19 protein-coding genes are annotated in these 25,237 nt (G+C 46.2%); 12 read left to right on the forward strand and 7 right to left on the reverse strand.

From position 1 onward, the window contains the following. The first annotated feature begins 160 nt into the window (after positions 1 to 160). The 5 genes from PRUTH_RS15385 to PRUTH_RS15405 all read left to right on the forward strand — a co-directional run bounded on the left by PRUTH_RS15385 (position 161) and on the right by PRUTH_RS15405 (position 7,082). Complete coding sequence (locus tag PRUTH_RS15385) at positions 161 to 1,399, forward strand: AAA family ATPase (protein WP_022946896.1); 1,239 nt, start codon at positions 161 to 163, stop codon at positions 1,397 to 1,399. Positions 1,400 to 1,408: 9 nt separating this feature from the next. Next, positions 1,409 to 2,374: a transcriptional regulator gene (locus PRUTH_RS15390; RefSeq protein ID WP_151173768.1), complete on the forward strand. Its 966-nt coding sequence runs from the start codon at positions 1,409 to 1,411 to the stop codon at positions 2,372 to 2,374. A gap of 141 nt (positions 2,375 to 2,515) precedes the next feature. Further along, positions 2,516 to 3,541: an SWIM zinc finger family protein gene (locus PRUTH_RS15395; protein ID WP_151173769.1), complete on the forward strand. Its 1,026-nt coding sequence runs from the start codon at positions 2,516 to 2,518 to the stop codon at positions 3,539 to 3,541. Positions 3,542 to 3,597: 56 nt separating this feature from the next. Next, the gene (locus PRUTH_RS15400; protein ID WP_151173770.1) at positions 3,598 to 5,559 is read left to right on the forward strand and encodes a DEAD/DEAH box helicase; all 1,962 of its coding nucleotides are present in this window, start codon (positions 3,598 to 3,600) and stop codon (positions 5,557 to 5,559) included. A 170-nt stretch (positions 5,560 to 5,729) separates the two neighbouring features. Beyond that, the gene (locus PRUTH_RS15405; protein ID WP_151173771.1) at positions 5,730 to 7,082 is read left to right on the forward strand and encodes a DNA recombination protein RmuC; all 1,353 of its coding nucleotides are present in this window, start codon (positions 5,730 to 5,732) and stop codon (positions 7,080 to 7,082) included. Between the two features lie 9 nt (positions 7,083 to 7,091). On the opposite strand, the gene PRUTH_RS19165 is transcribed toward PRUTH_RS15405, so the two are convergent. Then, complete coding sequence (locus PRUTH_RS19165) at positions 7,092 to 7,238, reverse strand: hypothetical protein (RefSeq protein WP_022943535.1); 147 nt, start codon at positions 7,236 to 7,238, stop codon at positions 7,092 to 7,094. A gap of 130 nt (positions 7,239 to 7,368) precedes the next feature. Here PRUTH_RS19165 and PRUTH_RS15410 point away from each other — a divergent pair, with 130 nt between their 5' ends. Both PRUTH_RS15410 and PRUTH_RS15415 read left to right on the forward strand, forming a co-directional pair. Beyond that, positions 7,369 to 9,066 (forward strand): phosphate ABC transporter substrate-binding/OmpA family protein, encoded by a 1,698-nt coding sequence (locus PRUTH_RS15410; protein WP_151173772.1) that lies wholly within the window; start codon positions 7,369 to 7,371, stop codon positions 9,064 to 9,066. Between the two features lie 50 nt (positions 9,067 to 9,116). Then, positions 9,117 to 9,713, forward strand: a complete 597-nt coding sequence (locus PRUTH_RS15415) for a hypothetical protein (protein WP_151173773.1) — start codon at positions 9,117 to 9,119, stop codon at positions 9,711 to 9,713. Positions 9,714 to 10,005: 292 nt separating this feature from the next. On the opposite strand, the gene PRUTH_RS15420 is transcribed toward PRUTH_RS15415, so the two are convergent. After that, positions 10,006 to 11,610 carry an isocitrate lyase gene (locus PRUTH_RS15420; protein WP_053909453.1) on the reverse strand — a complete coding sequence of 535 codons (1,605 nt, stop codon included), beginning with the start codon at positions 11,608 to 11,610 and terminating at the stop codon, positions 10,006 to 10,008. A gap of 216 nt (positions 11,611 to 11,826) precedes the next feature. Here PRUTH_RS15420 and PRUTH_RS15425 point away from each other — a divergent pair, with 216 nt between their 5' ends. After that, a complete protein-coding gene (locus tag PRUTH_RS15425) occupies positions 11,827 to 14,010 on the forward strand; it encodes a malate synthase G (RefSeq protein ID WP_151173774.1) in 2,184 nt (727 codons plus the stop codon). A 57-nt stretch (positions 14,011 to 14,067) separates the two neighbouring features. Here PRUTH_RS15425 and PRUTH_RS15430 read toward each other — a convergent pair whose 3' ends face one another. The 4 genes from PRUTH_RS15430 to PRUTH_RS15445 all read right to left on the reverse strand — a co-directional run bounded on the left by PRUTH_RS15430 (position 14,068) and on the right by PRUTH_RS15445 (position 18,554). After that, a complete protein-coding gene (locus PRUTH_RS15430) occupies positions 14,068 to 14,793 on the reverse strand; it encodes a YebC/PmpR family DNA-binding transcriptional regulator (protein ID WP_045980020.1) in 726 nt (241 codons plus the stop codon). A gap of 119 nt (positions 14,794 to 14,912) precedes the next feature. Further along, positions 14,913 to 15,515, reverse strand: coding sequence for an HAD family hydrolase (locus PRUTH_RS15435; RefSeq protein WP_151173775.1), 603 nt, complete (start codon positions 15,513 to 15,515; stop codon positions 14,913 to 14,915). 124 nt (positions 15,516 to 15,639) lie between these two features. Beyond that, positions 15,640 to 16,128, reverse strand: a complete 489-nt coding sequence (locus tag PRUTH_RS15440; RefSeq protein WP_151173776.1) for a DUF6702 family protein — start codon at positions 16,126 to 16,128, stop codon at positions 15,640 to 15,642. After that, positions 16,128 to 18,554 carry a M1 family metallopeptidase gene (locus PRUTH_RS15445; RefSeq protein ID WP_151174255.1) on the reverse strand — a complete coding sequence of 809 codons (2,427 nt, stop codon included), beginning with the start codon at positions 18,552 to 18,554 and terminating at the stop codon, positions 16,128 to 16,130. The genes PRUTH_RS15440 and PRUTH_RS15445 overlap by 1 nt, the downstream gene beginning before the upstream one ends. A gap of 356 nt (positions 18,555 to 18,910) precedes the next feature. Between PRUTH_RS15445 and PRUTH_RS15450 the strand changes: the two genes are divergently transcribed. The 4 genes from PRUTH_RS15450 to PRUTH_RS15465 all read left to right on the forward strand — a co-directional run bounded on the left by PRUTH_RS15450 (position 18,911) and on the right by PRUTH_RS15465 (position 24,836). Continuing rightward, positions 18,911 to 19,150, forward strand: a complete 240-nt coding sequence (locus PRUTH_RS15450) for a hypothetical protein (protein WP_022943526.1) — start codon at positions 18,911 to 18,913, stop codon at positions 19,148 to 19,150. A 69-nt stretch (positions 19,151 to 19,219) separates the two neighbouring features. Further along, the gene (locus tag PRUTH_RS15455) at positions 19,220 to 20,437 is read left to right on the forward strand and encodes an exonuclease SbcCD subunit D C-terminal domain-containing protein (RefSeq protein WP_151173777.1); all 1,218 of its coding nucleotides are present in this window, start codon (positions 19,220 to 19,222) and stop codon (positions 20,435 to 20,437) included. Further along, entirely contained in the window at positions 20,427 to 24,089 is a 3,663-nt protein-coding gene (locus PRUTH_RS15460) for an AAA family ATPase (protein ID WP_170268978.1), read from the forward strand. Before PRUTH_RS15455 ends, PRUTH_RS15460 begins: the two co-directional genes overlap by 11 nt. Before the next feature lie 78 nt (positions 24,090 to 24,167). Further along, positions 24,168 to 24,836 (forward strand): class I SAM-dependent methyltransferase, encoded by a 669-nt coding sequence (locus tag PRUTH_RS15465; RefSeq protein ID WP_045980024.1) that lies wholly within the window; start codon positions 24,168 to 24,170, stop codon positions 24,834 to 24,836. On the opposite strand, the gene PRUTH_RS15470 is transcribed toward PRUTH_RS15465, so the two are convergent. After that, positions 24,805 to 25,206, reverse strand: a complete 402-nt coding sequence (locus PRUTH_RS15470) for a response regulator (protein WP_022943522.1) — start codon at positions 25,204 to 25,206, stop codon at positions 24,805 to 24,807. The genes PRUTH_RS15465 and PRUTH_RS15470 overlap by 32 nt on opposite strands. Positions 25,207 to 25,237: the final 31 nt, after the last annotated feature.

Genomic DNA, 25,237 nt, shown 5'->3' on the forward strand with positions numbered 1-25,237 from the left:
ATATTTAAACCTATTTACCCTACTTATTACCTTAAGGTATTTATTCTTAAAAAATTTCTTTGATTTAATTTCAATCAAAAAATAGAATGTCGTCTAAAATATATGTTTACAGGTAAAGTAGTGGACATTATACTAAAGCCTCAAATTTAGGGAAGCTAGTATGACAATCAAACAAAGTGCGCTAAAAACATATCAGTTATTGAAAGCCACCGCCGATGTAGCTGAAAAGTCATTAGAAGGGCGAATACAACATTATCGCGCTCACCTTAAGTCAGAAGAAAAAGAGCTGCGAACATACACCCAAAAAGCGGCCGCCGATTTGTTAGGCTGTAATAACCGAACCTTAAAGCGACGTCATGATCAGGGCGATTTTGATCATATTGAAATACGTCGAGGTGCAAATGGTCACTATGCTTATACGTTGTCAAACATTTACGCCATGGCCGAAGTCATGGGCATTGATGCCGACCACCGTGATAAAGACGACAAACTGCAAGTCATTGTTATCAACTCCTTAAAAGGAGGATGTGGCAAAACCACAAGCATGGTGAATATAGCTGCTGCATTGGCCACCACCAACATTAAACGATATCGAATAGGTATCATCGATCTTGACCCTCAGGGCTCCTCTTCTAGCTTCTTTCCTCCTAGTGAGCCAGATCCCATTACCGTTGGCGATCTTATGCGCGATTGTATCGATTTAGAAGAAAATGAAACCTGGGAACAAATCGTCAGCGATGCGTTTCTACCAACACACATCCCTAATATTCGTGTCCTGCCATCAGGTATGGACGACTTCTATTTTGAGCATGAAATAGCCACTATTTTGCGCGAAAGTGCCAACTACGACCAAACGCGGCATTACCATAAATTGCTTGAAAAGGTTATTGAGCCGGTAAAAGATCAGTTTGATATCATCCTAATTGATACCGCTCCATCACTTAACTTTATGTTTTACAACGCGTTAATGGCCTCAACCTCCATGCTTATCCCGGTCCATCCTGAGGCTGTAGACTTTGACGCAAATAATAAGTATCTCAAGCGCTTAGGTGAGATTTATCACACTGTCGCGGCGCTCGGTCACGATGGCTGGGACTTCATGCAGTTTTTGGTGACCAATTACGTCAAGGGGAACCATTCGCAGCGAGATATTGTTAAGGATGTCCGCTCGGCCTTTGGTCGTCAGGTGATGAGCTACCCCATTAACCACAGCAGCGCCATTACTGCTAGTTCATCATCGTTCAATACCATATTTGATCAGAAAACATCAGATAGCTTGGCAAGTAGAGAATCGCTAGTAAAAGCGCAAGAAAACATTAAAGATGTGGTCGATGAATTAGAGATGTTAATACGCTCTAATTGGCCGTCCACTCAGTCTCAGTTAGAGGCGACTAAGTAAGGCACTGTCATGGCAAAAAAACGTAAAAATGATACTCGAATAGATCCGTTCGCAACAGCGGTAGAAAATAGCAGCCTTGATCAACTTTTAGAACAAGCACAAGCTGGCGATGTTATTAGCATGCCAGCACCGAGCGATCCGCAGCGCACAATTCGCTTAACGTGTGAGGTGATCCCCCACGCTGAAATAGAGCAGCGTACCAAAGTTTATGGTAAAAACCGCCGAGTTCAGGCCCTGCTGACAGAGAAGTCTGTGGCTGACATTTTACCCGCAATTGCAGAAGATGGACGCAACCAGCATCCGGCTTTGGCTTGGGAGCATGATGACGGTTTATTTGTGCTGGCGGGTTCTCGCCGCCGTAAAGCCTGTATTCTCGCAAAAGCTGACTATTTGGTATTAAGCTCTGCAGATTTCAACGATGAGGACGCCAAAATACTCGCGGTTTCATCAGATCAGTATATTGCGCCAAGTTTGTGGGAGTTGGGGCAAGCATATGTATACACCCGTGATGAGTTACAGCAGCAAGGTAAAAAAGGTTCTTATCGCGAAATCGCGGCCCTCGAGGGAGTGTCACACACCGCTATCGCTGATGCCATAAAAGCGTATGAGTGTCTTCCTCACGATGTTTTGGCGCTCTACCCTACTGCCAACTACGTCGGTCGCGAAGTCGCTAAAAAACTGATTCAAGCCAAAGATAAAGATGCAGAAAGCTTTAATGAGCGTGTTAAACAATGCAGTAGCCATTTTAGCGACCAGTATTTTGACAGTGACGATAAGGCGGCATTAGCCGTTACTAAGTATTTGTGCGATGTTGAGCAGGCTGGAAAACGTACGCAAGATATTGATTTAGGGAATGATTTTGTTCGTGTACAAAAGCATACTAAGAGTGGTGATGTAACCATAAAAATCGATAATAAAGTGCTAACAGATAAACGCTTTGCACAGTTGGCGAAAATGCTAGAGAGCTTTAATTAGCCCTCATTCTGTATAAGTAAGCTCCAATCGGGGCTTACTTTTTAAACCTTTGTACCTATTTTTCAGGTTCCTCACTAGTTCATACTTTTTCCTTCCCTTTAAAGGCGATATACTGGCATATTTGAGTTCCAGAGTAGGTCCATGGCGTCGTCGTTAACCAAAGAGGATTTATTGGCTGTTTTTGCTGAAGTGAGTGAGCAACAGCAGTTTTCATTTCCACTTTCCGAATTGGCATTAAAACGATTATTCACCAAAGGTGTGTACAGTCGTGCTCAGCAAATGTTGCGAGATGAGCAAGTATTGTGGGTAAAGGCAAACGATGACTACACGCAAATCGATGCCCAAGTGATGGACGACGATGGAACCACCTACGATCAGCAGATTCGTCTCAATGTCACAGCCCAAGTCGTTGATGTTGAAGCGCACTGCAGCTGTGATGCTAAAGTCCGTTGTAAGCACGTGGCCTCGGCGTTACTGCAGTTGAAGTTACAAAGCCAAGGTGATTATGCTCATCAATACCGTATCGAAGACTGGTTTAATGAGATAAAAAGTGATGGCTCTGCGTCTGATGTGCAAAATCACGGAATTGCCTTTGAACTACATCCGCATCATCAGCAATTAACTTTGACGGCTAAAATCGCGGCACTAAATGAAGATAATGAATACACCCAAGGGCGAGCGTTAACCGAACAACAAAGCCACGCCCAAGTGACACCTAAAGGGGTATGTGAGCAAGACTTTCGGCTGTTTTCTTGGATCCGCTCACAAAACCAGCCTGGCAAGTTAACCCTTCACTCCCAGTGGGGTGAAAGAGCACTTTTGCAGCTACTGAGTAACGCTCAGCTGTTTTTTGAAAAGGAGCGTCAGCCGTTACAATTGGGTAAGCCTATAGCGCTTAGTTATCAATGGCAGGTTAAGAATGATATTGCTCAGCTGCGCGCAAATCATCCTAATTTTAACGCCGAGCGGGTATTACCGACCTCCCCACCTTATTACGTTAATACTGCGGAACACCAGGTTCATGCTTTGCAAACTCATCTTAGTGCAGAGCAAATACAGGCGTTAGCACGCTTTCCTCAGGCCGAAGCCAGTGAAGTGGACGAGCTGGCTAAACGACTAATGAAAACGCTTCACCTGAGAACTTTGGTGAATCAAAAAAAAAGTTAACTCCTTACTTTAATCTGCAATTTTTAACTGCCCAGGTGCCCTATAAAGTCCGCCTAGTGGCAAAGGAGAAAACGCCAGCGGCAACCGCACTGCAAAATTTAGGATTGCAACCATGTAAAGCCCCTTTACAAGACGAGTATATATTCATTCCGCGTTCGCGCTTACATCAACAGCAGTGGCTGTTTGAATTGAATAGCCAAGTGCAGGCGCTGGGCGGTACAGTGACAGGCCTCCCCAAAGCTGATGTGAAGAACACCACCTCAGCGCGCATTATCGCCCAGGTAAATGCGTTGCACGGCCATCGCTTAGAAGTGCAGTTTGTTATTAAACATCGCGCTAAGGACTATCCATTGACCTTAGCGCAAATGCAGTCGGTGCCAGCCTATACCACACAGCATTATTTTATTGCAGTAGAGGAACGTTACTTTACTATTACTGCTGCCACTGCTGAATGTATAAGGCAGTATCTTGCCCGCTTTGCTCGTGGCAAACATCAGCCGCACTGTACGCTTCCTCGCAGTCTTTATCAGCAACTACAACAAGAACAATCATTTGAGTTGCAAGTGGATACTCAGTTGCAAAAGTTGCTCGCTCCGGCCACCTTGAAGTCGCTGAAAAAGCCGCAGTTACATCACAGTGTTACTTTGCGAGAGTACCAACACTCAGGCGTTAATTGGCTACAATTGCTCGCTGCACAAGGTTTAGGTGGGGTATTAGCGGATGATATGGGGCTAGGTAAAACATTGCAGGTTATCGCCTTCCTGAGCACCTTAGAAAATACCCAAAAGCCCCACTTAGTCTTGTGCCCAACGAGCTTAGTCGCGAATTGGTACAACGAAATTCAACGCTTCTGTCCGCATATGGATGTCGATGTGGTTATCGGACACAACCGTACCGCACAATTACAGCAGCTAAATTGTAAGAATGTTATTGTCACAACCTATACGCTATTTAAACGTGACTTTGCGTTTTATCACGGTGTGCAATTTAACACTGCGGTGTTAGACGAAGCGCAGGCGATAAAAAACGCGCAGTCACAGTTAAGCATCAAGGCCAAGCAGTTACAGGCCCAAACACGAATCGCACTCAGCGGCACACCCTTTGAAAACAATTTGCAAGAGCTCAAATCGGTATTTGACTTCGCTTTGCCCGGGCTGTTAGGCAGCGACGCTCAGTTCAAAAGTAACTTTCTCGAAGCCACTGATGGGCTAGTAGCGCTGCAAGAGGCTATAAGACCTTATTTGCTGCGCCGAGCGAAAGCAGATGTACTCTGCGAACTACCTAGCAAAACTGAGCTGGTAAAACAGCTCGATATGTTACCCGCACAAGCTCAGGTTTATCACAATTATCATCGCGCTTTACACGATAAACTCGCCCATTTAGTGGCGCACCAGGGGGTGGGGAAAAGTAAGTTACAGTTCCTTGATGCACTTTTGAAACTTCGTCAAATTTGTTGCCATCCGCAGTTAGTTGATGACGCGCACGAAGCCAGCAGTGCGAAGCTACAGTGGTTAGCCACGCATTTACCACATATGCTCGCTCAGGATCATCATGTCATTATCTTTAGTCAATTTACCTCAATGTTGCGTTTAATTGCCAAGCAGTTGACCGACTTAGATGTTGATTACGCGATGCTCACCGGTCAAACTCGTGACCGCCAGCACCAGGTGGACGAATTTCAACAAGGGCATAAACGCGTGTTTTTAGTCAGCCTTAAAGCAGGCGGCAGTGGCTTAAATTTAACCCGCGCCGATACAGTGATCCATTTCGACCCTTGGTGGAACCCCGCTGTAGAGCATCAAGCAACGGACCGCGCTTATCGCATGGGCCAAGATCGCTCCGTCTTTGTGTATAAGTTAATTATCGCCGATTCCGTGGAACAACAAGTGATGTCTTTGGCAGATAAAAAGCGTCACTTGGTTGATGAGTTCTTAAATACGAGTTTGTTGGTAGATAAAAAAATTGATGATAATCAACTGCTTGAGATGCTTAACTTACAAAATGAAGAAAAAGCATAATTTCTTTTGAACTTTTGGCTGTCGCCAGACTCTATTATTATGCTTGTTAGACAAGCACCCTATGTTGATTTCCCTGATTATTATGAATTGGCCAGCTTTGATTTAGCTGGCTTTTTTTTGTCTGGGATTTGCTATTATCAAGCCAACAGCATTATTTTTGCGAGAAAGGTATGTTCGCGTCACTTTCCACTACAGCATTATTGAGCCTAGGTTCCCTCGCCTTTGTTATTCCTCTTTGCTTGTTCCTAGGGGTCAGGGTATCACACTATAAAAAGCGCAATGAGCACACAGAGCAACAGCTTTTAGCGCAACAGCAATATCATCAGCAGCAGCTTGGCGAACGAGATAATCGTTTAGAACGAGAGCGTCAGGAGGCCCAGCAACTGCAGCAAAAGTTAACCCTTGTTCATGGCCGTTATGAGTCATTGAAAGCGACGCTAGAGCAAAAAGAAACGCACTTTGAGCAGCAACTGCAGTTAGTCAAGGATTCTAAAGACCAACTAAAGCAAGAATTTAGCGCGCTCGCGCAACAAGTCTTTGAGGATAAATCACAGCAGTTTAAAAGCCTTAATCAGCAGAGCATGGAGCAGATATTAAAACCAGTACAAGGCGAGTTAAAAGGTTTCAGAGATAAAATGGAGCATATCCACTCGCAAGAGCTGCAACAACGAGCAGCACTTAAAGCCGAGTTAGTACATCTACAAAAACTCAATCAATCTATTACCGAACAAGCTGAGCGTCTCTCTACGGCCTTGCAAGGGCAAAAGAAAACCCAGGGTAACTGGGGTGAGTTAATGCTAGAAAACGTCTTAGACAGCGCTGGACTGCGCCTCAATGAGGATTATCGGCGCGAAGCGAGCTTTGATACTCCAGAAGGTCGCTTCCGTCCCGATGTGGTGGTCTATTTGCCACAACAACGCCATATTATCGTCGATGCCAAAACGTCTCTAAATGCGTATACCCGATACGTTAACGCTCATAGCGATATTGAAGCTCACCAAGCCTTGGCTGAGCATGTGCAAGCGATGAACGAGCGTATCAACGAGCTTGCAAGTAAAGATTATCATCGTTTGGAGCAACTGAACTCCCCGGAAGTGGTGATTATGTTTGTGCCCATCGAAAGTGCCTATGTTGAAGCTCTGAAGTATCAACCTGATTTGTATCAACGCGCCATTGAACGCAACATCTTGGTTGCGACACCGACAACCCTACTTACCAGCTTGAACATTGTTAAACAGCTTTGGCGTTTTGAAGATCAATCCAAGCATACGCAAGAACTGGCCAAACGTGCAGAGCGGTTTTACGCGAAACTCAACAGCTTTTTAGTATCAATGGACGGTGTAGGTAAACAGCTCGACAAAGCCAAAGAAACTTATGATAAAGCCTTTTCTCAACTCTATAGCGGAAAGGGGAATCTTATAAAACAAGCCAATGAATTCAAAGAGTTAGGCGTTGCTGTTCAAAAAGAATTACCTGCCGAGCTACGTGAAAAGGCAGAGCTTGAGCTACAACAAGCTCAATAAAGACAGGAGTCAGTGTGGCGCTTTTCTGATTTGTGTAATTCCTAAAGCGATAAAGGCTGCAGATACTGCAAACAAAGAGAGAATATTGCCAATGAATGCGGCGCCAGCAAAAGCGATTGCGCTGGCGATAAATAAGTATCCAGATATCTTCATCATAACACGTCCCTATATGGCTGAAGTAAGTGATAACGGTGACACACAGCGTTCGTAAACCCCCTTTACAATTCATGAAACTGTCATCTTAGAACCCTAAGCTATGCGCAAAAAATAATGACTTAGGGTTTTTATGACATCGCATCATTCTCAGGGCTTTATCGAACGCCTACAGCAATTACAAAGCTTAGCGCAAAATAAGTATGGGATCGAAATAGCTTCGGAAAAATTTATCGCTGATGAGAGTTATCGGAAGCTGGTACTCAATGAATTAAGCCTATTGGGAGATAGTGAGTTAAGTGCCGTCATAGCCGCTATGCAAGATATGCAACAGCAGCAAGGGGCATCACCCAGTACTGGCACAGGTGAACAAATCAGCAAAGATAAAACCTCTACGCCGCTGTCACTTATTTTTGCTGGGGTAGCTGTCGTCCTTGCGCTCGTCGCCACAGGGTATACCTTTTACGTCAACCAAGAGCCTGACATCGCCATGGCCTCGAAGCCAGCGGCACCAACACAAGTCAACACAGCTCAACAGCCTACCAACAATGGCAGGGTTCAAGAGAAAGAGCAACAGCCAGCGCAACTAGCATTTCGTATTCACGGTTCCAACACCATTGGTGAAAAGCTTGCTCCAGCCTTACTCGAGGGCTACCTTAAGGAGCTCGGGGCAAAGCAGTTTAATTGGCGTCAAGGCGAAGTCAGCGTCGAAAGAGAGCTGCACTATCAGCTCGATAGCAAGCCATATTACATCGAGTTGCATGCGCATGGCTCAAGCACTGGTTTCGCAGACATTGAAGCCGGCAAAGCAGATTTAGCAATGGCTTCACGCAAAGTTAAAAGCAAAGAAGTCGATAAGCTTAAAGCGCGTTTTGGTGATTTCAGCCAAATAGGCAATGAGCACATTATTGGCCTTGATGGATTAGCCGTTATCGTTAACCAAAATAACCCTGTCAGCCACCTATCAACGCAGCAATTAGCTGCGGTTTTCTCCGGTAAAATAAGCAACTGGCGTGAGCTTGGAGGCCCTTCTGAGGCCATTAATCTATATGCTCGAGACGCCAAGTCTGGCACCTGGGACACCTTTAAAAACTTAGTACTTAAAAAGCATCAGGCGCAGTTAAGCCCGCTTGCCCAGCGCTTTGAGTCAAGCTCAGTGTTATCTCAAAAGGTTTCACAAGATGAGTACGGCATCGGCTTTATAGGGCTGAACTACATCCTTCACAATAAAGCAATAGCGGTCTCTGAGGGAGCTCAAACGGCGCCCATCTACCCTACTCGCTTTACTATCGGTACTGAAGATTATGCGCTAGCACGTCGACTTTACGTGTATACACCGACCACGGCATCGATGTTTATCAAGAACTTTGCTCAGTATGCCATTTCTTATGCCGGGCAAGAGATAGTCTCCGATACGGGTCTTATTTCGCAGAATATTCATGTTGAGCAAGTGCAGCCAATGACTGAAGCGCCCACGGTATATAAGCAGTATGCTAAACAAGGTCAGCGATTATCACTGACGTTTCGTTTTGAGCATGGAAGCGGTCAGTTGGATAACAAAGGTAAGCGCGATCTCCAGCGTTTGCTCGATTACCTTGAAAGTCATGCCCAAAAGCGCGTAATACTAATGGGGTTCTCTGATAACTCCGGGGATGCAGGGCGCAATAAAACATTATCTTTGCAGCGTGCTCGTTCTGTAGAGCAGGAGCTCACCGCTCGCGGTGTGGCGGTCTTTGACACCCAAGGGTTTGGTGAGGTTTTGCCTGTTGCCAACAACCAAAGCAAAGAAGGTCGTGAACGTAATCGTCGCGTTGAGGTGTGGGTGTTGTAATTATTCTGTCATCGATAGCTGCTACTTTAGTTGCTGATTTAGGAGGGGATATGTTTGCCATATTAACGGATCACTATAATCTTACCGGCGCCTTTGCCCGCTTAAGTATGGTTGAAGCCATGCGTGTACAACGCAATTTAGATCAGGTTTTTACCGACTTAAAGCTACCTTCCGATGCGCTTCTTAACCGTATGCGCGAAGAAGGGTTACTCAAAGACGCGATAGCGGGTGTTAAAAAACCGCATACCGATGCGAGTGAATCCGTGATTCAGAGTCACCTCGGACAACTCTTTTTAGACTATCACAAACTCAAAGCCACCTTAGCCAAGCTTAGCTTGGCTGAGCAGGTTGCTTGCAAAGAGACATTTACGATTGCTGCTAAAGCTTTAAATCTGCCCTCTGCAGATTTAGCTGCGATGATGGCGCAAGAAGGTGTGTCGGTAGAGGCTATGGTGCCTAAAGACCCTCAACAAGAGCGTATTAACGCTGTCCGTGAGCGATTAAATCAAGCAGCGTCACAGCAACAAAGTGATGCTCAGCGCGTGCGTGATCGTTTGAAGTCATTGGTTGAGGAGCAAAAAGACCCAAAGGATGAAGTCGTAGATGAAGGGGCTCAAGTCGTGCCACTGCGTCGCCAACAAGCATAAGAACAGGCCTGTTAACTCAGTTTTGCACCGCCTTTTAGGCGGTTTTTTTATACCTCGAGTTAGTAAAAAAGTGATTTGTCCCTGTCGTTTAGTTAGTAAAAATGTGGTCTGTGATAAAAATAAAGCTCAATACAGTTGGTAAAAAAGTGGTTTATACCGCTGTAAAGGCCCAGTAACCTCTTTAATAAAGCTCCCCTTGGGGAGATGAACATCGCCTTGTTTGCACTAAGTAAAATGCTGATCCAAAAAAAGGGCCGATAACGGCCCTTTCACTGGCAACACACCTTTTGGTTTAGAACTGGTTCATGGTATTGGCTTCGCCGCCTGCTTTGAGTGCGTTTTCGCCGCAGAAGTATTCCTTGTGGGTATCACCAATATTTGAACCCGCTAGGTCTTGGTGCTTCACTGAGGCTTGCTCTCGACGGATCTCCTGACGTTGCACATCGCGCACGTAGGCAAGCATACCTAAGTCGCCAAAATACCCTTCAGCAAGAATATCGGTGCTGAGCGCTGCTGTGTGGTAGGTGGGTAAAGTGATCAAATGATGGAAAATACCCGCCTCACGTGCCCCGTCACGCTGGAAGTTTTGCACATAATGATCCGCTTCTTTGGCTAGTTCTGAGCCATCGAGGCTCGCATCCATAAGCACTTTAGGATCTTGGCTTGGGTCTGGATAAGCACTTAGATCGCGGCCATCTTGTTGCCATTGGCTATACACCTGCTCACGGAACTTCAACGTCCAGTTAAATGAAGGCGAATTGTTATACACCAATTTAGCGTTAGGAACTTGCTCGCGAACGCGGTTTACCAGCTCCGCAATTTGCTCTACATTCGGCTTCTCGGTTTCAATCCATAGCAAATCGGCACCATGTTGTAAGCTTGTAACACAGTCTAGTACTACGCGGTCTTTTTCCGTACCGGCGCGGAACTGATATAAGCCATTATCTAAGCGCACCGGTTTACATAGCTGACCGTTGAGCTTAATGGCTGTTTCACCTTCTAACAGATCATCCCCCCCAGAAATAGGTTGGGTATCTAAGAAGCTCAAGTATTGGCTAGCAAGATCTCCGGCTTCCTTGCTTACTGGAATTTTCTGGGTCAAGCTCGCACCTAATGAGTCGGTGCGCGCAACGATGATGCCATCATCAACACCCAGCTCTAAAAAGGCATATCGAACCGCATTGATTTTGGCCAAGAAGTCCTCGTGGGGCACCGTTACCTTACCGGCCTGGTGACCGCACTGTTTAGCATCGGATACCTGATTTTCAATTTGAATTGCACAGGCACCGGCCTCTATCATTTTCTTCGCTAATAGGTAGGTGGCTTCCTCGTTACCAAAGCCGGCATCAATATCGGCAATAATGGGCACCACATGGGTCTCAAAGTTGTCGATTTGTGCGGTAATAGCTGCAACATCGCCACCTTGGGCCTTGGCCTCGTCCAGTGCCTTGTATAGATGATCAAGTTCACGGGCGTCGGCCTGTTTTAAGAAGGTATAGATCTCTTCAATAAGCATAGGCACCGCCGTTTTTTCGTGCATACTTTGATCCGGTAATGGACCAAACTCAGAGCGCAATGCTGCCACCATCCAGCCACTAAGATAGACATAGCTGCGCTTAGTGGTTTTTTGATGACGTTTAATGGCCATCATCATCTGTTGCGCGGTAAACCCATGCCAACAACCTAAGGATTGCGTGTACTGGCTTGAATCCCCGTCGTAAGCGGCCATGTCCTCGCGCATCACCTTAGCGGTGTATTTGGCGATATCGAGACCGGTTTTGAAACGGTTTTGAAGCTGCATACGCGCTGCATATTCCGAATTAATCCCTTGCCACTGCGGTAGGTTGCTCTGACGAAGGCTGCTTAACGTGTCGATGTGTGCGTTGTAGTTTGTCATTATAGGTATCCTTTGAACGGGTAACTGTTTAATTGCCCCAAAGCCAATGTGAGAGTGCTCGGTGCGTTGTATTTTTACCCTAGGACGAATTGGGTTGATTTATTAAATTTATAGTTATTATTGTGGCTATATTTTTAATGAATGGGGTTTGGGTTCACATCAGCGCTTTTTCAGTTACAGTGAAATGACTAACTTCTTCGTTTAAAGGAAACGCACATGACCCAGCGCATCTCTCACAGCGGCTTGGCTATTGATGCTCAGCTTTATCAATTCATAACTGAGCAAGTCCTGCCGCACACTGAACTCGATACTGAACGCCTGTTCGCGGGTTTGGCCGATATCATTCAGCGCCTTACTCCCATCAATAAGGCATTACTGGCGAAGCGGGATAGTTTGCAGAAGCACATTGACGGTTATTATCAGAAAAATACTAAAGATAACCATGATGAATATACCCAGTTTCTAAAAGACATCGGTTATTTGCTCGAGCAACCACAGCAGGTTAGCGTAGAAACCGAGGGTGTAGACGATGAAATCGCGCGCATGGCTGGACCGCAGCTTGTGGTGCCAGTGAGTAATGCACGCTTTGCCCTAAATGCCGCCAACGCCCGCTGGGGCTCCTTGTATGATGCACTGTATGGCAGCGATGTGATCAGTGAGGAAGAAGGCGCAGAGCAAGGTAGCCAATACAACCCTGTGCGCGGTTTTAAGGTCATGGCCTATGCGCGACAGTTCCTAGATAAAGCGTTACCGCTTAAAAGCGGCTCACACATTGAAAGTACCGAATATGCGATAAACAATGGCGAGCTTGTGGTTATTTTGGGTGACTCTCAGCAAGTAACCCTCGCTGAGCCCTCGCAGTTGATTGGCTATCAGGGTCAACCTGAGCGCCCGACTGCGTTGCTATTTTGTCATCATGGCCTGCACTTTATTATCGCCATCGACCCACACAACCGCATCGGCCGCGACGACAAAGCTGGCATTAAAGACATCGTACTCGAGTCTGCTCTAACCACCATCATGGACTGTGAAGACTCTGTCGCTGCCGTTGATGGCGAGGATAAAACACAAGTTTATCGTAACTGGTTTGGGCTGATGATGGGAAACTTGAGCTGCGAATTTTCCAAAGGTGGGCAAACTCAAACACGGCGCCTTAATAGGGATCAACATTTTACTAAGTTAGATGGCTCGTCGCTGACCCTTCATGGCCGAAGCTTGATGTTTGTTCGCAATGTCGGTCACCTGATGACAACACCCGCCATACTAGACAGCGATGGTAACGAGGTATTTGAAGGCATATTGGATGCGGTCTTTACTAGTTTGTGCGCGCTTCCCGAATATCACAGCCGCTCCGAGTTAGCTAACTCGCGCACTCAGAGTATTTATATCGTTAAGCCTAAAATGCACGGCCCCGAGGAAGTGGCCTTCACCGCGCAGTTATTTAGTGAAGTGGAGGCTTTATTAGGTCTTCCTAACAATACCTTGAAAATGGGGATTATGGATGAAGAGCGGCGTACTTCGGTGAATTTGAAAGCCTGTATTGCGCAAGCGAAACAGCGCGTGGTCTTTATTAATACCGGCTTTTTGGACAGAACCGGCGATGAGATCCATACTGCCATGGAGGCCGGTGCGGCATTGCCAAAATCGGCAATTAAAGCTCAGCCTTGGATAGATGCCTACGAGAAACGCAATGTCAGTATTGGCCTAGAATGTGGCTTAAGTGGTAAAGCACAAATAGGTAAAGGCATGTGGCCAATGCCAGATAAACTGGCGTTAATGATGGAGCAGAAAATCGGCCATGTGAAATCGGGTGCCAACACCGCCTGGGTGCCCTCCCCGACTGCCGCAACCTTACATGCCCTTCATTATCATGATGTTGATGTATTCGCGCAGCAAAAAACATTATCAGCACAAAGCCAGCAGTCCTTTAGAGACTTACTCACACCGCCGATTGATAATCAGCAACAACTCAGCGCCGAAGATATTCAGCTCGAACTCGATAATAATGTGCAAGGCATTTTGGGGTATGTTGTGCGTTGGGTAGAGCAAGGCGTTGGTTGTTCAAAAGTGCCCGATATCAATAATGTCGGCTTAATGGAAGATCGCGCGACATTACGGATATCGAGTCAACATATTGCCAATTGGCTACACCATGGTATTTGCACCGAAGAGCAAGTCCTGAAGACCATGAAGCGTATGGCAAAGGTGGTTGATGAGCAAAACGCAGGCGATAGCCAGTATAAAAATATGGCTGATAGTGAACAAAGTTTACTTGATAGCTTAGCGTTTCAAGCTGCGACAGATTTGGTTTTCAAAGGTAGATCACAGCCCAATGGCTATACCGAGCCGCTTTTGCATCATTACCGCCGACTGTTCAAAGAACGCCAAGCGTCGATGTAAAGGCCCTTTACAGCAATAAAAAAGCCGGCATATTAGCCGGCTTTTTTATTAACGCTATTAGTTATTAACAATGGCGTTGTGATAGACATTTTGTACGTCATCACAATCTTCCAACATGTTCATAAACTTCTCAAAATTGGCGATATCATCTTCATCGGTGATTTCAATGTGTGTTTGTGGCACAAAGGTAATTTCGTCAACATCAAAGTTAATGTCTGCAAATGCTTCTGTAAGTGCTGTTTTCGCTTTGAAGTACTCGGTATGCGGGGCAAATACAGATACTTTGCCGTCTTCTACTTCGACATCTGTGACGTCAACATCAGCCATCATTAGCGCTTCTAACACTTCTTCGTCATCATCACCTTCGAAACCCAAAATGGCGAGGTGATCAAACATGTGCGCAACGCAACCTGGGTTGCCGATCTTGGAGTCGGTTTTGGTAAACGGTAAGCGTACGTCTTTAATGGTTCGATTAGGGTTATCAGTAAGGCAGTCTACAATAACCATGCAGTTACCTGGACCGTACCCTTCATAACGTGCCGCAGAGTAATCTTCACCCGCACCACCGGCTGCTTTTTCTATCGCCTTATCAATTACGTGAGCGGGTACTTGATCTTTTTTAGCTTTATCAATCAAACGGCGTAGAGAAAGGTTTGCATCTGGGTCAGCACCGCCATTTTTTGCAACGACGTAGATCTCTTTACCGTATTTTGAGTTTACTTTTGTTTTTGCCGCGGCTGTTTTCGCCATGGCGTTTTTACGAACTTCAAACGCTCTGCCCATTTTCAATCTCTCAAGTTTGAATTTATTTCCTCACTGGATTTTAACAACTCGCAGCACATTGGGCTAGTGCCATGTTTACATAAAAGTGCTGCTTTGTTGGTCAAACTTTTTAAATAAGATTATTTAACATAACTTGGAAAGAGGGAAGGCAACTCACTGAAACAGCGAATGATATGATCAGCCTGATGTGCATAATCAGGAAGCGCTTGGGGCGCGTATAAGCAAGCGCGCATATTGGCGTTGCGCGCCGCTTCAATATCGTATTTATAATCACCTACGTACACCAGCTCAGTTGGCGCTATTTGCCATCGTTCGGCAATGTGAAGCAGTGCACTGGGGTCAGGTTTTGCGGGAGCATCATCACGGGTCAAAATCAGCTCAATTGGCAAAGGGTTGCGTTTTACTTTGATGGCCGTTGCTTGCTGACAGTTACGGGTGACGATGGCCATCGGAATGTTGGCCTGGTGTAGCCTTTGCACTGCTGCCTTAACCTCTGGTAATAGTTGAGATTGCTGCGCATCGGCAAGTTCGTGGTCGAGTATCACTTGCTCTGCTCGTTGCCGCCCTTCGCTATCCAAGGTACTAACAAAGTCTAAAATATCGATATCAGCGTGGCAGTTGAGCTGTTCACGGATGCGAGCAAAATTCAGTATAGAACTGAATAGTGTGCCATCCATGTCAAAAATGACGCCATTAAGAGAGTGAGGCTTGCTGCCTGGCATTGTGTTTCCTGTAAACTATATGGTTGCAATGATACGACCTTGCACCGCTATAAGCGCAACCATAGCAGGAAAAAACGCGCACATCGACATCTTCCCTGATGTGCACGCTGGTTGGGGGAAGCGCTTAGAAGGTGACGCTATGCCACTGGTTCTGGCGTTCAAAGTACAAAGTTCGCACTTTGCCTTTGCCCTCTATATTGACCATATTAATTTGCGCAGGCCACAGTTCATGGAGTGCCCCGTGTGTCATTTTCAGGCCCTTTAGAGGCTGCTTTGGCATCGCTGCCTCTTGGTACACCCAAAAAAACTTACCATCCACTTCAAAGCCAACATTGCTCAACTGCAAAGGCTGATCGTTGGGGTCGGTTATCGCCACTTGTTCGGCTACATAGTCGGCAAATTTTTGTTGGTCATCTGCATGCTTTAACATATCAGCTTGATTGCCAAATAGGTCTTCGACGGCATGCTCTGTGTCATGAAGATAAAATCGATGCATCAGCTCAATATGTTCAGTGCGTTGATTGAACAGCACGGTGGTCACCGAGTTTTTTAATTGGTGAGTCAAGCTGGCGCTGCTAAATAGCAGCACCGATAAAAGCACGATAATACGCATTATGGCTGTTGTTCCTCTTCGTTAGCCTCTTTGAGCTCGGTTTTAATATCGTGCATGATGTCGCGACTGACCTTAGCTTTACTCTTCTTACGCTTGTAGGTCTCGATACGCGATTCCATGATACGTCGTGGGTAATAGTTATTAGACACATCTACATCTGCGGTTTCCCAGCCCGGGTCGACGGCTATACTGGCAATTTCTTTACCCTTATCGGTCACTATCAGCTTTTCCACCTGTTTGGCATTCCGGCGCCAGATTTCGGCTGGAATGTAACGTTGCTCTGTGGTGCCATCGGTGTAGCTAAGCTCGAGTAAAATGGGCATAACCAGGCCGCCCACGTTGCTAAATTGCATCACGTAATAGTTGTTGTCCTCGGCTACTGCTCTGTCTAAGGTGCGACGTTCCCAGGGATCTAGCTTGCTGAGCATCTTTTGATAGTCATTACGCTCTTTGTTGGTCACGGTGAAGCGATCGTTACTGTCGTAAAAGTCGCGTACATCGGGGTTCTTATCTATCCACAAATCACGGCCCTCACGCTTGTTGCGCTCAACAAACAATGACGTCGGCTTATTTTTCTCAATCTCACGCATGCGGTTAAAGTCGATATCTGGATTCATGGTGTCCAAACGCAGCTTGTATACCTTATCTAAAGCGATATCGACGTGATCGGTGCTATAGAACCAGCCTCGCCAAAACCAGTCTAGGTCGACACCTGAGGCTTCTTCCATGGTGCGGAAAAAGTCAGCGGGAGTGGGTCGTTTGTATTTCCAGCGGTTGGCATATTCTTTAAAGGCAAAGTCAAATAACTCGCGCCCTAAAATTACCTCGCGGAGAATATTTAGCGCCGCTGCTGGCTTAGTGTAGGCATTGGGCCCAAGGCGCAGCACACTGTCTGATTGTGTCATAATCGGCACTTGATGTTCAGATTTCATGTACTCGACAATATCGCGAGGCTCTACTCCCCAAGGAATATCTGGATCCCACTCGCGTCCAGCAACTCCATCAAGGAAACTGTTTAATCCCTCATCCATCCAAGTCCATTGACGCTCATCTGAGTTAACGATCATGGGGAAATAGATGTGCCCAACTTCGTGTATAACAACACCAATGAGAAAACGTTTCTCTGCTTGGGAGTAAGTGCGAGAGCCGTCATCTCGCAACTCCGTGCGTGGCCCGTTGAAGGTGATCATCGGGTACTCCATGCCGCCCACAGGACCATTTACTGATTGGGCGACCGGATAGGGATAATCAAATGAATAGCGAGAGTATACCTCCATGGTATGGATCACCGCTTCGGTGGAGTATTTTTTCCATAGGTCGCCGCCCTCTTTTGGATAAAACGACATCGCCATCACCAGCGGTTGTTCGTCGCCACCTTGATGATAGCCTTTCGCATCCCACATAAATTTTCGTGATGATGCCCACGCAAAGTCGCGTACATTATCGGCCTTAAAACGCCAAGTCTTGGTCTCTTGTGTGGCTGATTTTTCGTTCTCTAAGGCCTCTTCTTCGGTCACGATAAAGACCGGACGCTCAGCATTTTTTGCCTGTTCTAAGCGTTGGCGCTGGGTGCGGTTAAGGACCGAGCCTGGGTTATCCAGGGTACCAGTCGCGGAGACAATATGATCTGCCGGCACGGTGATTTCAACATCATAATCGCCAAATTCTAAGGTGAATTCGCCACGCCCTAAAAATGCTTTATTGGTCCATGCTTCATAATCGGTGTAAGCCGCCAAACGCGGAAACCACTGCGCTAACAAAAAGATGTCATTGCCGTCTTTTTCAAAGTGTTCATAGCCATTGCGAGCGCCCACGGCGTCTTCTTCAACAATATTAAACGCAAAGTCCATGCTCAATTCGGTACTTTGTCCAGGTCTCAGAGGCTGGTTTAAATCGACGCGCATAAGGGTGTCGACAACAGTGGCTTTGAGATCATCCCCGTCCTCATCTTTGATATTGCTGAGCACGAATCCCGGCTCATTGTCAGCGAGAAATTGCATGCGTCGCAGGGCCGATAAGCTCAGCTTAGTGGGTTTACCTACAGGCTGAGCCTCAAGCCCAGACTTGAAGGTTTTACTGCGCTCAGCAATTGAGTCTGCCTTATATATATTTTGATCTAGCTGGAGCCACAAGTAACGCAGGGTGTGCGGAGAGTTATTGGTGTACTCGATACGCTGACTGGCACTCAAACGTCGTGCTTTTTCATCTAGGGTGACGTCTATATCGTAATCCACTTGCTGCTGCCAATAATTTTCCCCCGGGGCGCCAGCGGCACTTCGGTAGCTATTTGCAGTAGGCAGGGACTCGTCTAGTTGACGAAACTTATCTTCGAAATTCCCCTTGGTTTGCATTACATTGGCCATCACCCCTTGGCTAATCAAAGTGAGCGCCCCAAGCAGAACTAAGGTTTTATTATTTTTATTCATCATAAACACAGTGTTTTTTGCTATTTGTGACACTGTTGCAAAAGTAGCCAAATGCTGCAACTGAGACGCGATGAAGTGCATACAAGCGCGACCAATCTAATGCTAAAAGTGGTATAAAAAATGCTGTAGTTATTATCTGTAAAGGGGGTTTCCAGTTTTTTTCGTGGGATTTTCCCATTAAAGGTTGCAATTGCATTTTAATTAATTTTAGAATCCCCCACTTTTTTAATTCGTGAACAATAAAAACAAGGATTATCAGCCTAACAAGTCGTGCTTTGACTGGGCTGAAACATAAAGTAAGCGATAGGAAGTTCACTCAATTCGCTCACATAGCAAGGTATAAAATTGGTGGTGCTATGGATTTTTATGTCCTCAAAAAGAAAGACGAGTTAATAGCCATTCCTGCAAATGAGCAGCATTGTAAACAATATTTAGACAATGGGTATTTTTACATTGATAAAGTGGCAGCATGTGATGAAAACACCGCAATTCGTCGTTTAAAAGCGAAATACCAGCGAAATATGCGTTTGCCTTTAACCGCATTAGCGATAGTAATACCGGTTATTATTGTCACTTGGTGGCAAGTAACACACTGACACCAGCGCGCTTAAACGCGTGCTGTTCCATGCTATAGTGGGCGCAATAGCAAATAATTTAATGTACTGATGCGCTTACTCCACACCTCAGATTGGCACTTGGGTCAGCTTTTTTATGAGCATACTCGAGTGCAAGAACATCACGCCTTTCTAACCTGGCTTATTGGTGAATTAAATCGCCAAGCTGTTGACGTACTGTTGATTAGCGGCGATATCTATCACACTGCCACTCCGCCAACACAAGCGGAGAATCAGCTTTATGAGTTTGTTAAAGCGGCTAAAGCAGCCTGCCCTACCCTACATATAGTGATTATTGCCGGTAATCATGATAGTGCGAAACGCATCACCACAGCACAGCCATTACTGGCACAGTTTGACACTCATGTAGTCGGTCGCTTTGATTTTCAGCGCCCCGAGTTGAGTGTCATTAACATTACCTGTGGTGATCAGCACTGTGCGATTCTTGCCCTGCCCTATCTGCGTGCCAGTGATATCCCTGATGCACAAATGAGTTATGCTCAGGCGGTCAAAGAGGCCTACCAACTTATGCTTGAGCAATGTCAGCTTGAGGACGACTCCAATGTTATCGCCATGGGCCATCTACATGCTCGGGGTGCCACTGTCAGCGAAGACTCGGAGCGCGCTTTAGTCATTGGCGGTGAAGATGCCATCGGCGCTGATGTTTTTCCGTCCCAAGCCTGTTATGTTGCCCTCGGCCACTTGCATAAAGCGCAAAGTGTTAACGCTAAAGAATACATTCGTTACAGTGGCACGCCCTTCGCGATGTCGTTTTCGGAACGTCAATATCATCACCAAGTTTTGCTGTTAGAGGTACAAGATAATGCCTTGCAAAGTGTCAACCCCCTTTACATTCCTCGGTATCGGCAATTACACCTTGTTCCCGAGGCGACTCTCCTGCCGCTAGCTCAAGTATGTGAGCAGGTTCGGCAGTTACCCGGCCCTGATGATGAGCAAGGGTACATTCGCGTTCGCCTCTCGAGTAAAGAGCTTGCCACCGACTTTCGCGAGCAAATCGAGCATGCACTTCAAGGCAAAGATTTACTTTTTTGTGGCGTGGAACGGGTGCGCTCGCAACGGGAGAGTAAAAACGATGAACTTGAACTACAAGACTTATCGCAAGTAGAGCGCCTAGACGCTGCGCACTTATTGAGTGAAGCCGTCAATGAGCATGATGAGCTTGAAGATCACGATATTACCAACGAGGTTAAAGACTTGTTTGCGCAGTTAGTACAGGATGTTGAGCAGGAGGGGAATAATGAAGATTAATCGCCTGCAAATTCATAATTTAGCATCATTATTAGACGCAGACATCGATTTCAGCCGCCCTCCCCTGCGTGATGCTGGCTTGTTTGCCATAACCGGTGACACAGGGGCTGGAAAAAGCACTATATTGGATGCGCTGTGTTTAGGCTTATATGATAAAACTGCCCGGTTGAGCAATGAAAGCACACAAAAAGTAGACTTTAATGGTGACAATGTACGCCTCAATGATCCGCGTCATCTATTGCGTCGTGGTACCGGTATAGGATGGGTCAAAGTTGATTTTGTGGCCATCGATGGCGCCCATTACCGCGCCCTCTGGCAAGTGACCCGAGCACGTAAAAAACCAAACGGTAAATTACAAGCACCCACTCATGCACTGTACCTTATGCCGCAAGAGCAGTTGGTGAGTGATGGTAAGCTCGAGACAAAAAAAACCATTGAGCGGTTAGTTGGGCTTAACTTCGAGCAGTTCACGCGTGCGGTGATGCTAGCACAAAATGAGTTTTCTGCTTTTTTACGTGCGCAAGGCGATGAGCGTGCAGTATTGCTTGAGCGTTTAAGTGGTACACAAAAGTACTCTGTTGTAGGTCAACGCGTGTATTCTGGTTACAAAGCCAAGCTTAATGACGTCGAGGCATTTAAGGCTTCTATGGATGCGGTTGATATTCTTGATGAGCAACAATTACAGGAGCTTAACGAGCAGCAACATCAGTATATCGAGCAGCAGCAACAATGCCAAAAACGACGAGAACAGGTTGCTAAACACCTCCAATGGTTCGCAGCCGAGCAACAATTACAACATGAAATCGCTGACCTTCAACAGCGTATACAAACTACGAGTAACAGCCTAGAGCGATTAGAACCCAGGGTGAGAGAGGCTCAGCGAGTTAAGCAATGTTGGCAAATTGAAGATAACCTTACTTCCACAGCACGATTGCAACAGCGTTTGGCGCAACAGCAAACTCGCCAAGAAGAGCTAACACGCAGTGATGCTAAAAGTGTATGGCAACACGGCGAACAGCAGCAAAAATTAGCACAACAACAGCTGCGCCATGCGCAACAGCAATATGCGCAGCGCAAAGAAAAACTCAATGCCGCCGTGGCACTGGATGTAAAAATTGCACAAAAGAAGGAGGTGCTCGCGGCAAAACGCTCTGAGTTCGAACAGACGAGCGCACAGCAGCTGCAATTGACGCAGCAAAGCCAAAACCTCGCTGCACAAGTGGATGAAAGTAATAGACGCCTTGATAAATACACGACGCAATTAGAATCACAACCTTGGCTCGCTGAGTTAGTAAAAAATTGGTCTCATTACCATCATCTTTGGCAGCGTATTAATAGTTATGATGCTACATATAAAGAAAAAAACGAGCAGTTACAGGCATCTAATAACGAGCTTTCAAAGCTTGATCAAAGCCTTGCCACACTCAATGAAGAAAACACCACATTCCTGCAGTCGATACAAGCACTCGAGCAGCAAATAGTAAGTTTACAGCCGCAGCCTGAAGCGTTGTCTGCAAGTGAACTTCAGCGTCAGTTAGGCACATGGCAACAGGCCTTAGAGCGTTTTCAACAATGGCATAGTAGTAACCATAAGCTTGTAACTGTGCGTCATCAACAGCAATCTCTTCATGCAGAGCTTAAACAAAAGCAACAACAGCTGCATGAGGCTTCGCAACATCACTCAGTTTTAGAGCAGCAATTGTCGCATGCACGCCAGGCTTATGAGCAGGTTAAACTGCGTGCAAGCGAGCAGATCACGCATTTACGTACTCAGCTTAAAAGTGGTGAGCCTTGTATGGTGTGTGGTTCTGAACATCATCCTTTTGCTGAAAATGATGACAATAATCATGTTTTTGCTGCGTTATTAGCGGACTTTGAACAGGCTTACGCAACGGCTCAAAAGAATCTGGATCAGCATTATACTAAGCGGCATGCTTTGCAAACCGAGATACAGTTAGCACAGCAACAAATTGATAATGTCAGCGCTACTGAGCAACAGCTGAAGTCGCAGCTACAACAATTCGCGCAGCAGCTAGAGCCCTTTATTCAAGGTAAACCCCTTGATGAGCTTAGCGATCATGACTTTACTAAGCCTATCGCGGATATCCAACAGCAATACCAGCAGTTGGAACAGTTAGAGCAACAGTTAGTAAAATTACGATCTGAGTTAAAGGTTCAGCAACACAACAGCGGCGAATTGCAGGGGCAATTACAAAGCAGTGAACAGAGACGTCAGCAACTGCAGCTACAAACGCAGCGTCTTGCTTACGAACTTGAAACTGAGCAGCAGCAATGCCAACAGAGCATCGCAGAGCTACGAGAGCACTTCAGTGAAGCGCCATGGTGGCAAGATAGTCTGCATCAGCTTGCGAAACTTTGGCAGCAATTGGTTGAGCAAAAACAGCAATTTGAGCAGCTGCAAAATGAGTACGCCCGGGCCGAACAACAGACTACGCAGCTTAATCAGCAGCGAGATCAGATTTTTACTAAGCTAGAGTCACTGCAATCTCAGCAGCAAAAGCTGGGCGAGCAACTGCAAATGCAAGAGCAAGAGATCACTCATTTACTAACTGAGCGCATTACTCTTATAGCTCATGGGCAAGATCCCAAAGCGCAACTAGAGGAGCTGGAAGAGTCTATCGAAAAGGCTCAGCAGACACTGGACACGCAGCAAGCAGCGTGTCAGCAACAGCAGCGCCGGTATGAGCAGGAGCAAAGTGAATACCAGCACTTAGTAAAAAATTGTTCCCAGTTACAACAAGACATTGAAGAGTTAAAAAAAGCCTTTGATGTCTGGTACCAGGACTACAGAGCCTTTGATGAGGCCTTAACAATTGAGCAGATCAAAAATTTACTAACTCAAGACAAGCAACAAGTACAAGCAGTACTCACTGAGCACGCAACATTAGAGCAAACGAAAGTGCGCTTTCAGGCTCAGCTAGAACACAGTGAGAGTCGCTCACAACAGTTAGTAAAAAGCCGTCCAGACAAAAGTTTAACAGAGCTTGAAGCGCAAAAGCGGCAATTGGATGAGCAGTTCGATGATAGTCAGCAAGCCTTAACCTTACTCGGTGCACGACTAGAAAATCATCGGCAAAACGTCGAACGCTTAGCCGAGCAAGGAGAGCAGTTGAAAGATCTACAACAGCAACTTGCTACTTGGACTACCTTAAACAGTGCACTAGGCGATGCCCAAGGGAAGCGATTGCGAAACTTAGTGCAAAGCCAAACTTTGGCTATATTGCTTGGCTACGCTAACCAACATTTACACGCCTTGTCGAAGCGCTACCGTCTCACTCGTATTACGGGCACGCTCGATATAGCTATCATTGATCACGATATGGCTGATGAGCAACGCAGCGTGAATACCCTCTCCGGTGGTGAATCTTTTTTAGTGTCATTAGCTCTCGCCTTAGGGTTGGCGTCGCTATCGTCCAATAAGGTCAAAATTGAGTCCTTGTTTATTGATGAGGGGTTTGGCACATTGGACAGTGAAACATTGAGCATTGCTATGGATGCACTTGATAACCTGCAAGCGCAGGGCCGCAAAGTCGGGGTGATATCGCACATACCGCAACTTACTGAACGTGTCGCAACGCAGGTGAAGGTACGCAAACGTCCCGGCGGTTACTCTGTGGTGGAATGTGAATAATCATTCTTAGTTCATGTGCTTGCGCTATGCTAATGAACACAGTCATCGCTGTAGTCGATATTAAATCAAGGAGGTATTATGCCTAGTTTTCAAGGTGAAGAAGCGACTAATTACGACGAGCGTATTAGCCGTCTAGTGCCAGGTTATGAGTTGTTGCATCAGCTCACACAAGCACAATGCCAAGCTCAGTTAAGCTCGTCGGCGTCCATTTTAGTCGTGGGTGCGGGCACAGGCAAAGAAGTGGTGGCGCTTGCCAAAGCAAACCCCAATATGCACTTTGTGGCTCAGGATATTTCCGCTGATATGCTGGCAATAGCTGAGCAGCGCTTTGATGAAGCGGGAATAAGCGCGCGGGTAACATGCCATTGTGGTGATGTTGGCCAATTACAGCAACAATTTGACGGTGCATTATGCCTATTGGTTTTACATTTCTTGGCAGACAATGGTGATAAAGCAGCGTTATTAAAGTCGATACGCCAGCAATTAGCCCCCCAAGCATGGTTGTGGCTCGCTGATTTAATGAAGCCTGAAACTCAGTTTGAACGTGATGCGCAGTTCATTGTTTGCCAACAATTAGGGTTAAGTGATGCGGGTGTCGAGCGTATGCGCCACAATCTAGAGCATGAGTTCTACCCACTGGATCGTATGCGTTTGGCTGAACTACTTGAACAGTGTGGTTATGGTATCGCCCGCTGCTACTTTAAAGCGCTAGGCTTTACTGGTTATGCAATACGTTGTCAGTCGTAGTGTGATGTAACTTTTTAAGGCGCTCAAGCTGTTTTTTCAGCGTGTTTAAACAAAACGGCTTAATGATGAAACCATCAACCTTAGCGCTAATCATATCAGTCACTACCTCTTTCTTATCTTCGCAGGTCACTACGATGACTGGAATATAACCCCAGTCATCGTGTTTGCGAATAGTAAGAAATAAGTCTTTGCCATTGACCTTTGGCATGTTGAGGTCGGTCAGTACTAGGTCAAACTGGGTTTTTTCCAATAACGACAGTGCCTGCTCACCATCGGTGGCCTCTACGATATCGTCGTAGTCCAGTTTACGCAGCATATTAATAAGTACATGGCGCATTAACGGCATATCATCAACGACTAATATCTTCACTTGGTATCTCGCCTACATGGTAACTTCTTAC

Origin of the sequence: Pseudoalteromonas ruthenica (assembly GCF_008808095.1) — a bacterium.
GTDB lineage: Bacteria > Pseudomonadota > Gammaproteobacteria > Enterobacterales > Alteromonadaceae > Pseudoalteromonas > Pseudoalteromonas ruthenica.

Excerpts from the sequence above, each read along its gene's own strand:
- PRUTH_RS15420 (WP_053909453.1), bottom strand. The coding sequence starts at position 11,610 with ATGACAAACTACAACGCACACATCGACACGTTAAGCAGCCTTCGTCAG.
- PRUTH_RS15440 (WP_151173776.1), bottom strand. The coding sequence starts at position 16,128 with ATGCGTATTATCGTGCTTTTATCGGTGCTGCTATTTAGCAGCGCCAGC.
- PRUTH_RS15395 (WP_151173769.1), top strand. The coding sequence starts at position 2,516 with ATGGCGTCGTCGTTAACCAAAGAGGATTTATTGGCTGTTTTTGCTGAA.
- PRUTH_RS15435 (WP_151173775.1), bottom strand. The coding sequence starts at position 15,515 with ATGCCAGGCAGCAAGCCTCACTCTCTTAATGGCGTCATTTTTGACATG.
- PRUTH_RS15455 (WP_151173777.1), top strand. The coding sequence starts at position 19,220 with ATGCGCTTACTCCACACCTCAGATTGGCACTTGGGTCAGCTTTTTTAT.
- PRUTH_RS15390 (WP_151173768.1), top strand. The coding sequence starts at position 1,409 with ATGGCAAAAAAACGTAAAAATGATACTCGAATAGATCCGTTCGCAACA.
- PRUTH_RS15465 (WP_045980024.1), top strand. The coding sequence starts at position 24,168 with ATGCCTAGTTTTCAAGGTGAAGAAGCGACTAATTACGACGAGCGTATT.
- PRUTH_RS15385 (WP_022946896.1), top strand. The coding sequence starts at position 161 with ATGACAATCAAACAAAGTGCGCTAAAAACATATCAGTTATTGAAAGCC.
- PRUTH_RS15450 (WP_022943526.1), top strand. The coding sequence starts at position 18,911 with ATGGATTTTTATGTCCTCAAAAAGAAAGACGAGTTAATAGCCATTCCT.
- PRUTH_RS15460 (WP_170268978.1), top strand. The coding sequence starts at position 20,427 with ATGAAGATTAATCGCCTGCAAATTCATAATTTAGCATCATTATTAGAC.
- PRUTH_RS15430 (WP_045980020.1), bottom strand. The coding sequence starts at position 14,793 with ATGGGCAGAGCGTTTGAAGTTCGTAAAAACGCCATGGCGAAAACAGCC.
- PRUTH_RS19165 (WP_022943535.1), bottom strand. The coding sequence starts at position 7,238 with ATGATGAAGATATCTGGATACTTATTTATCGCCAGCGCAATCGCTTTT.
- PRUTH_RS15425 (WP_151173774.1), top strand. The coding sequence starts at position 11,827 with ATGACCCAGCGCATCTCTCACAGCGGCTTGGCTATTGATGCTCAGCTT.
- PRUTH_RS15445 (WP_151174255.1), bottom strand. The coding sequence starts at position 18,554 with ATGAATAAAAATAATAAAACCTTAGTTCTGCTTGGGGCGCTCACTTTG.
- PRUTH_RS15415 (WP_151173773.1), top strand. The coding sequence starts at position 9,117 with ATGTTTGCCATATTAACGGATCACTATAATCTTACCGGCGCCTTTGCC.
- PRUTH_RS15410 (WP_151173772.1), top strand. The coding sequence starts at position 7,369 with ATGACATCGCATCATTCTCAGGGCTTTATCGAACGCCTACAGCAATTA.
- PRUTH_RS15405 (WP_151173771.1), top strand. The coding sequence starts at position 5,730 with ATGTTCGCGTCACTTTCCACTACAGCATTATTGAGCCTAGGTTCCCTC.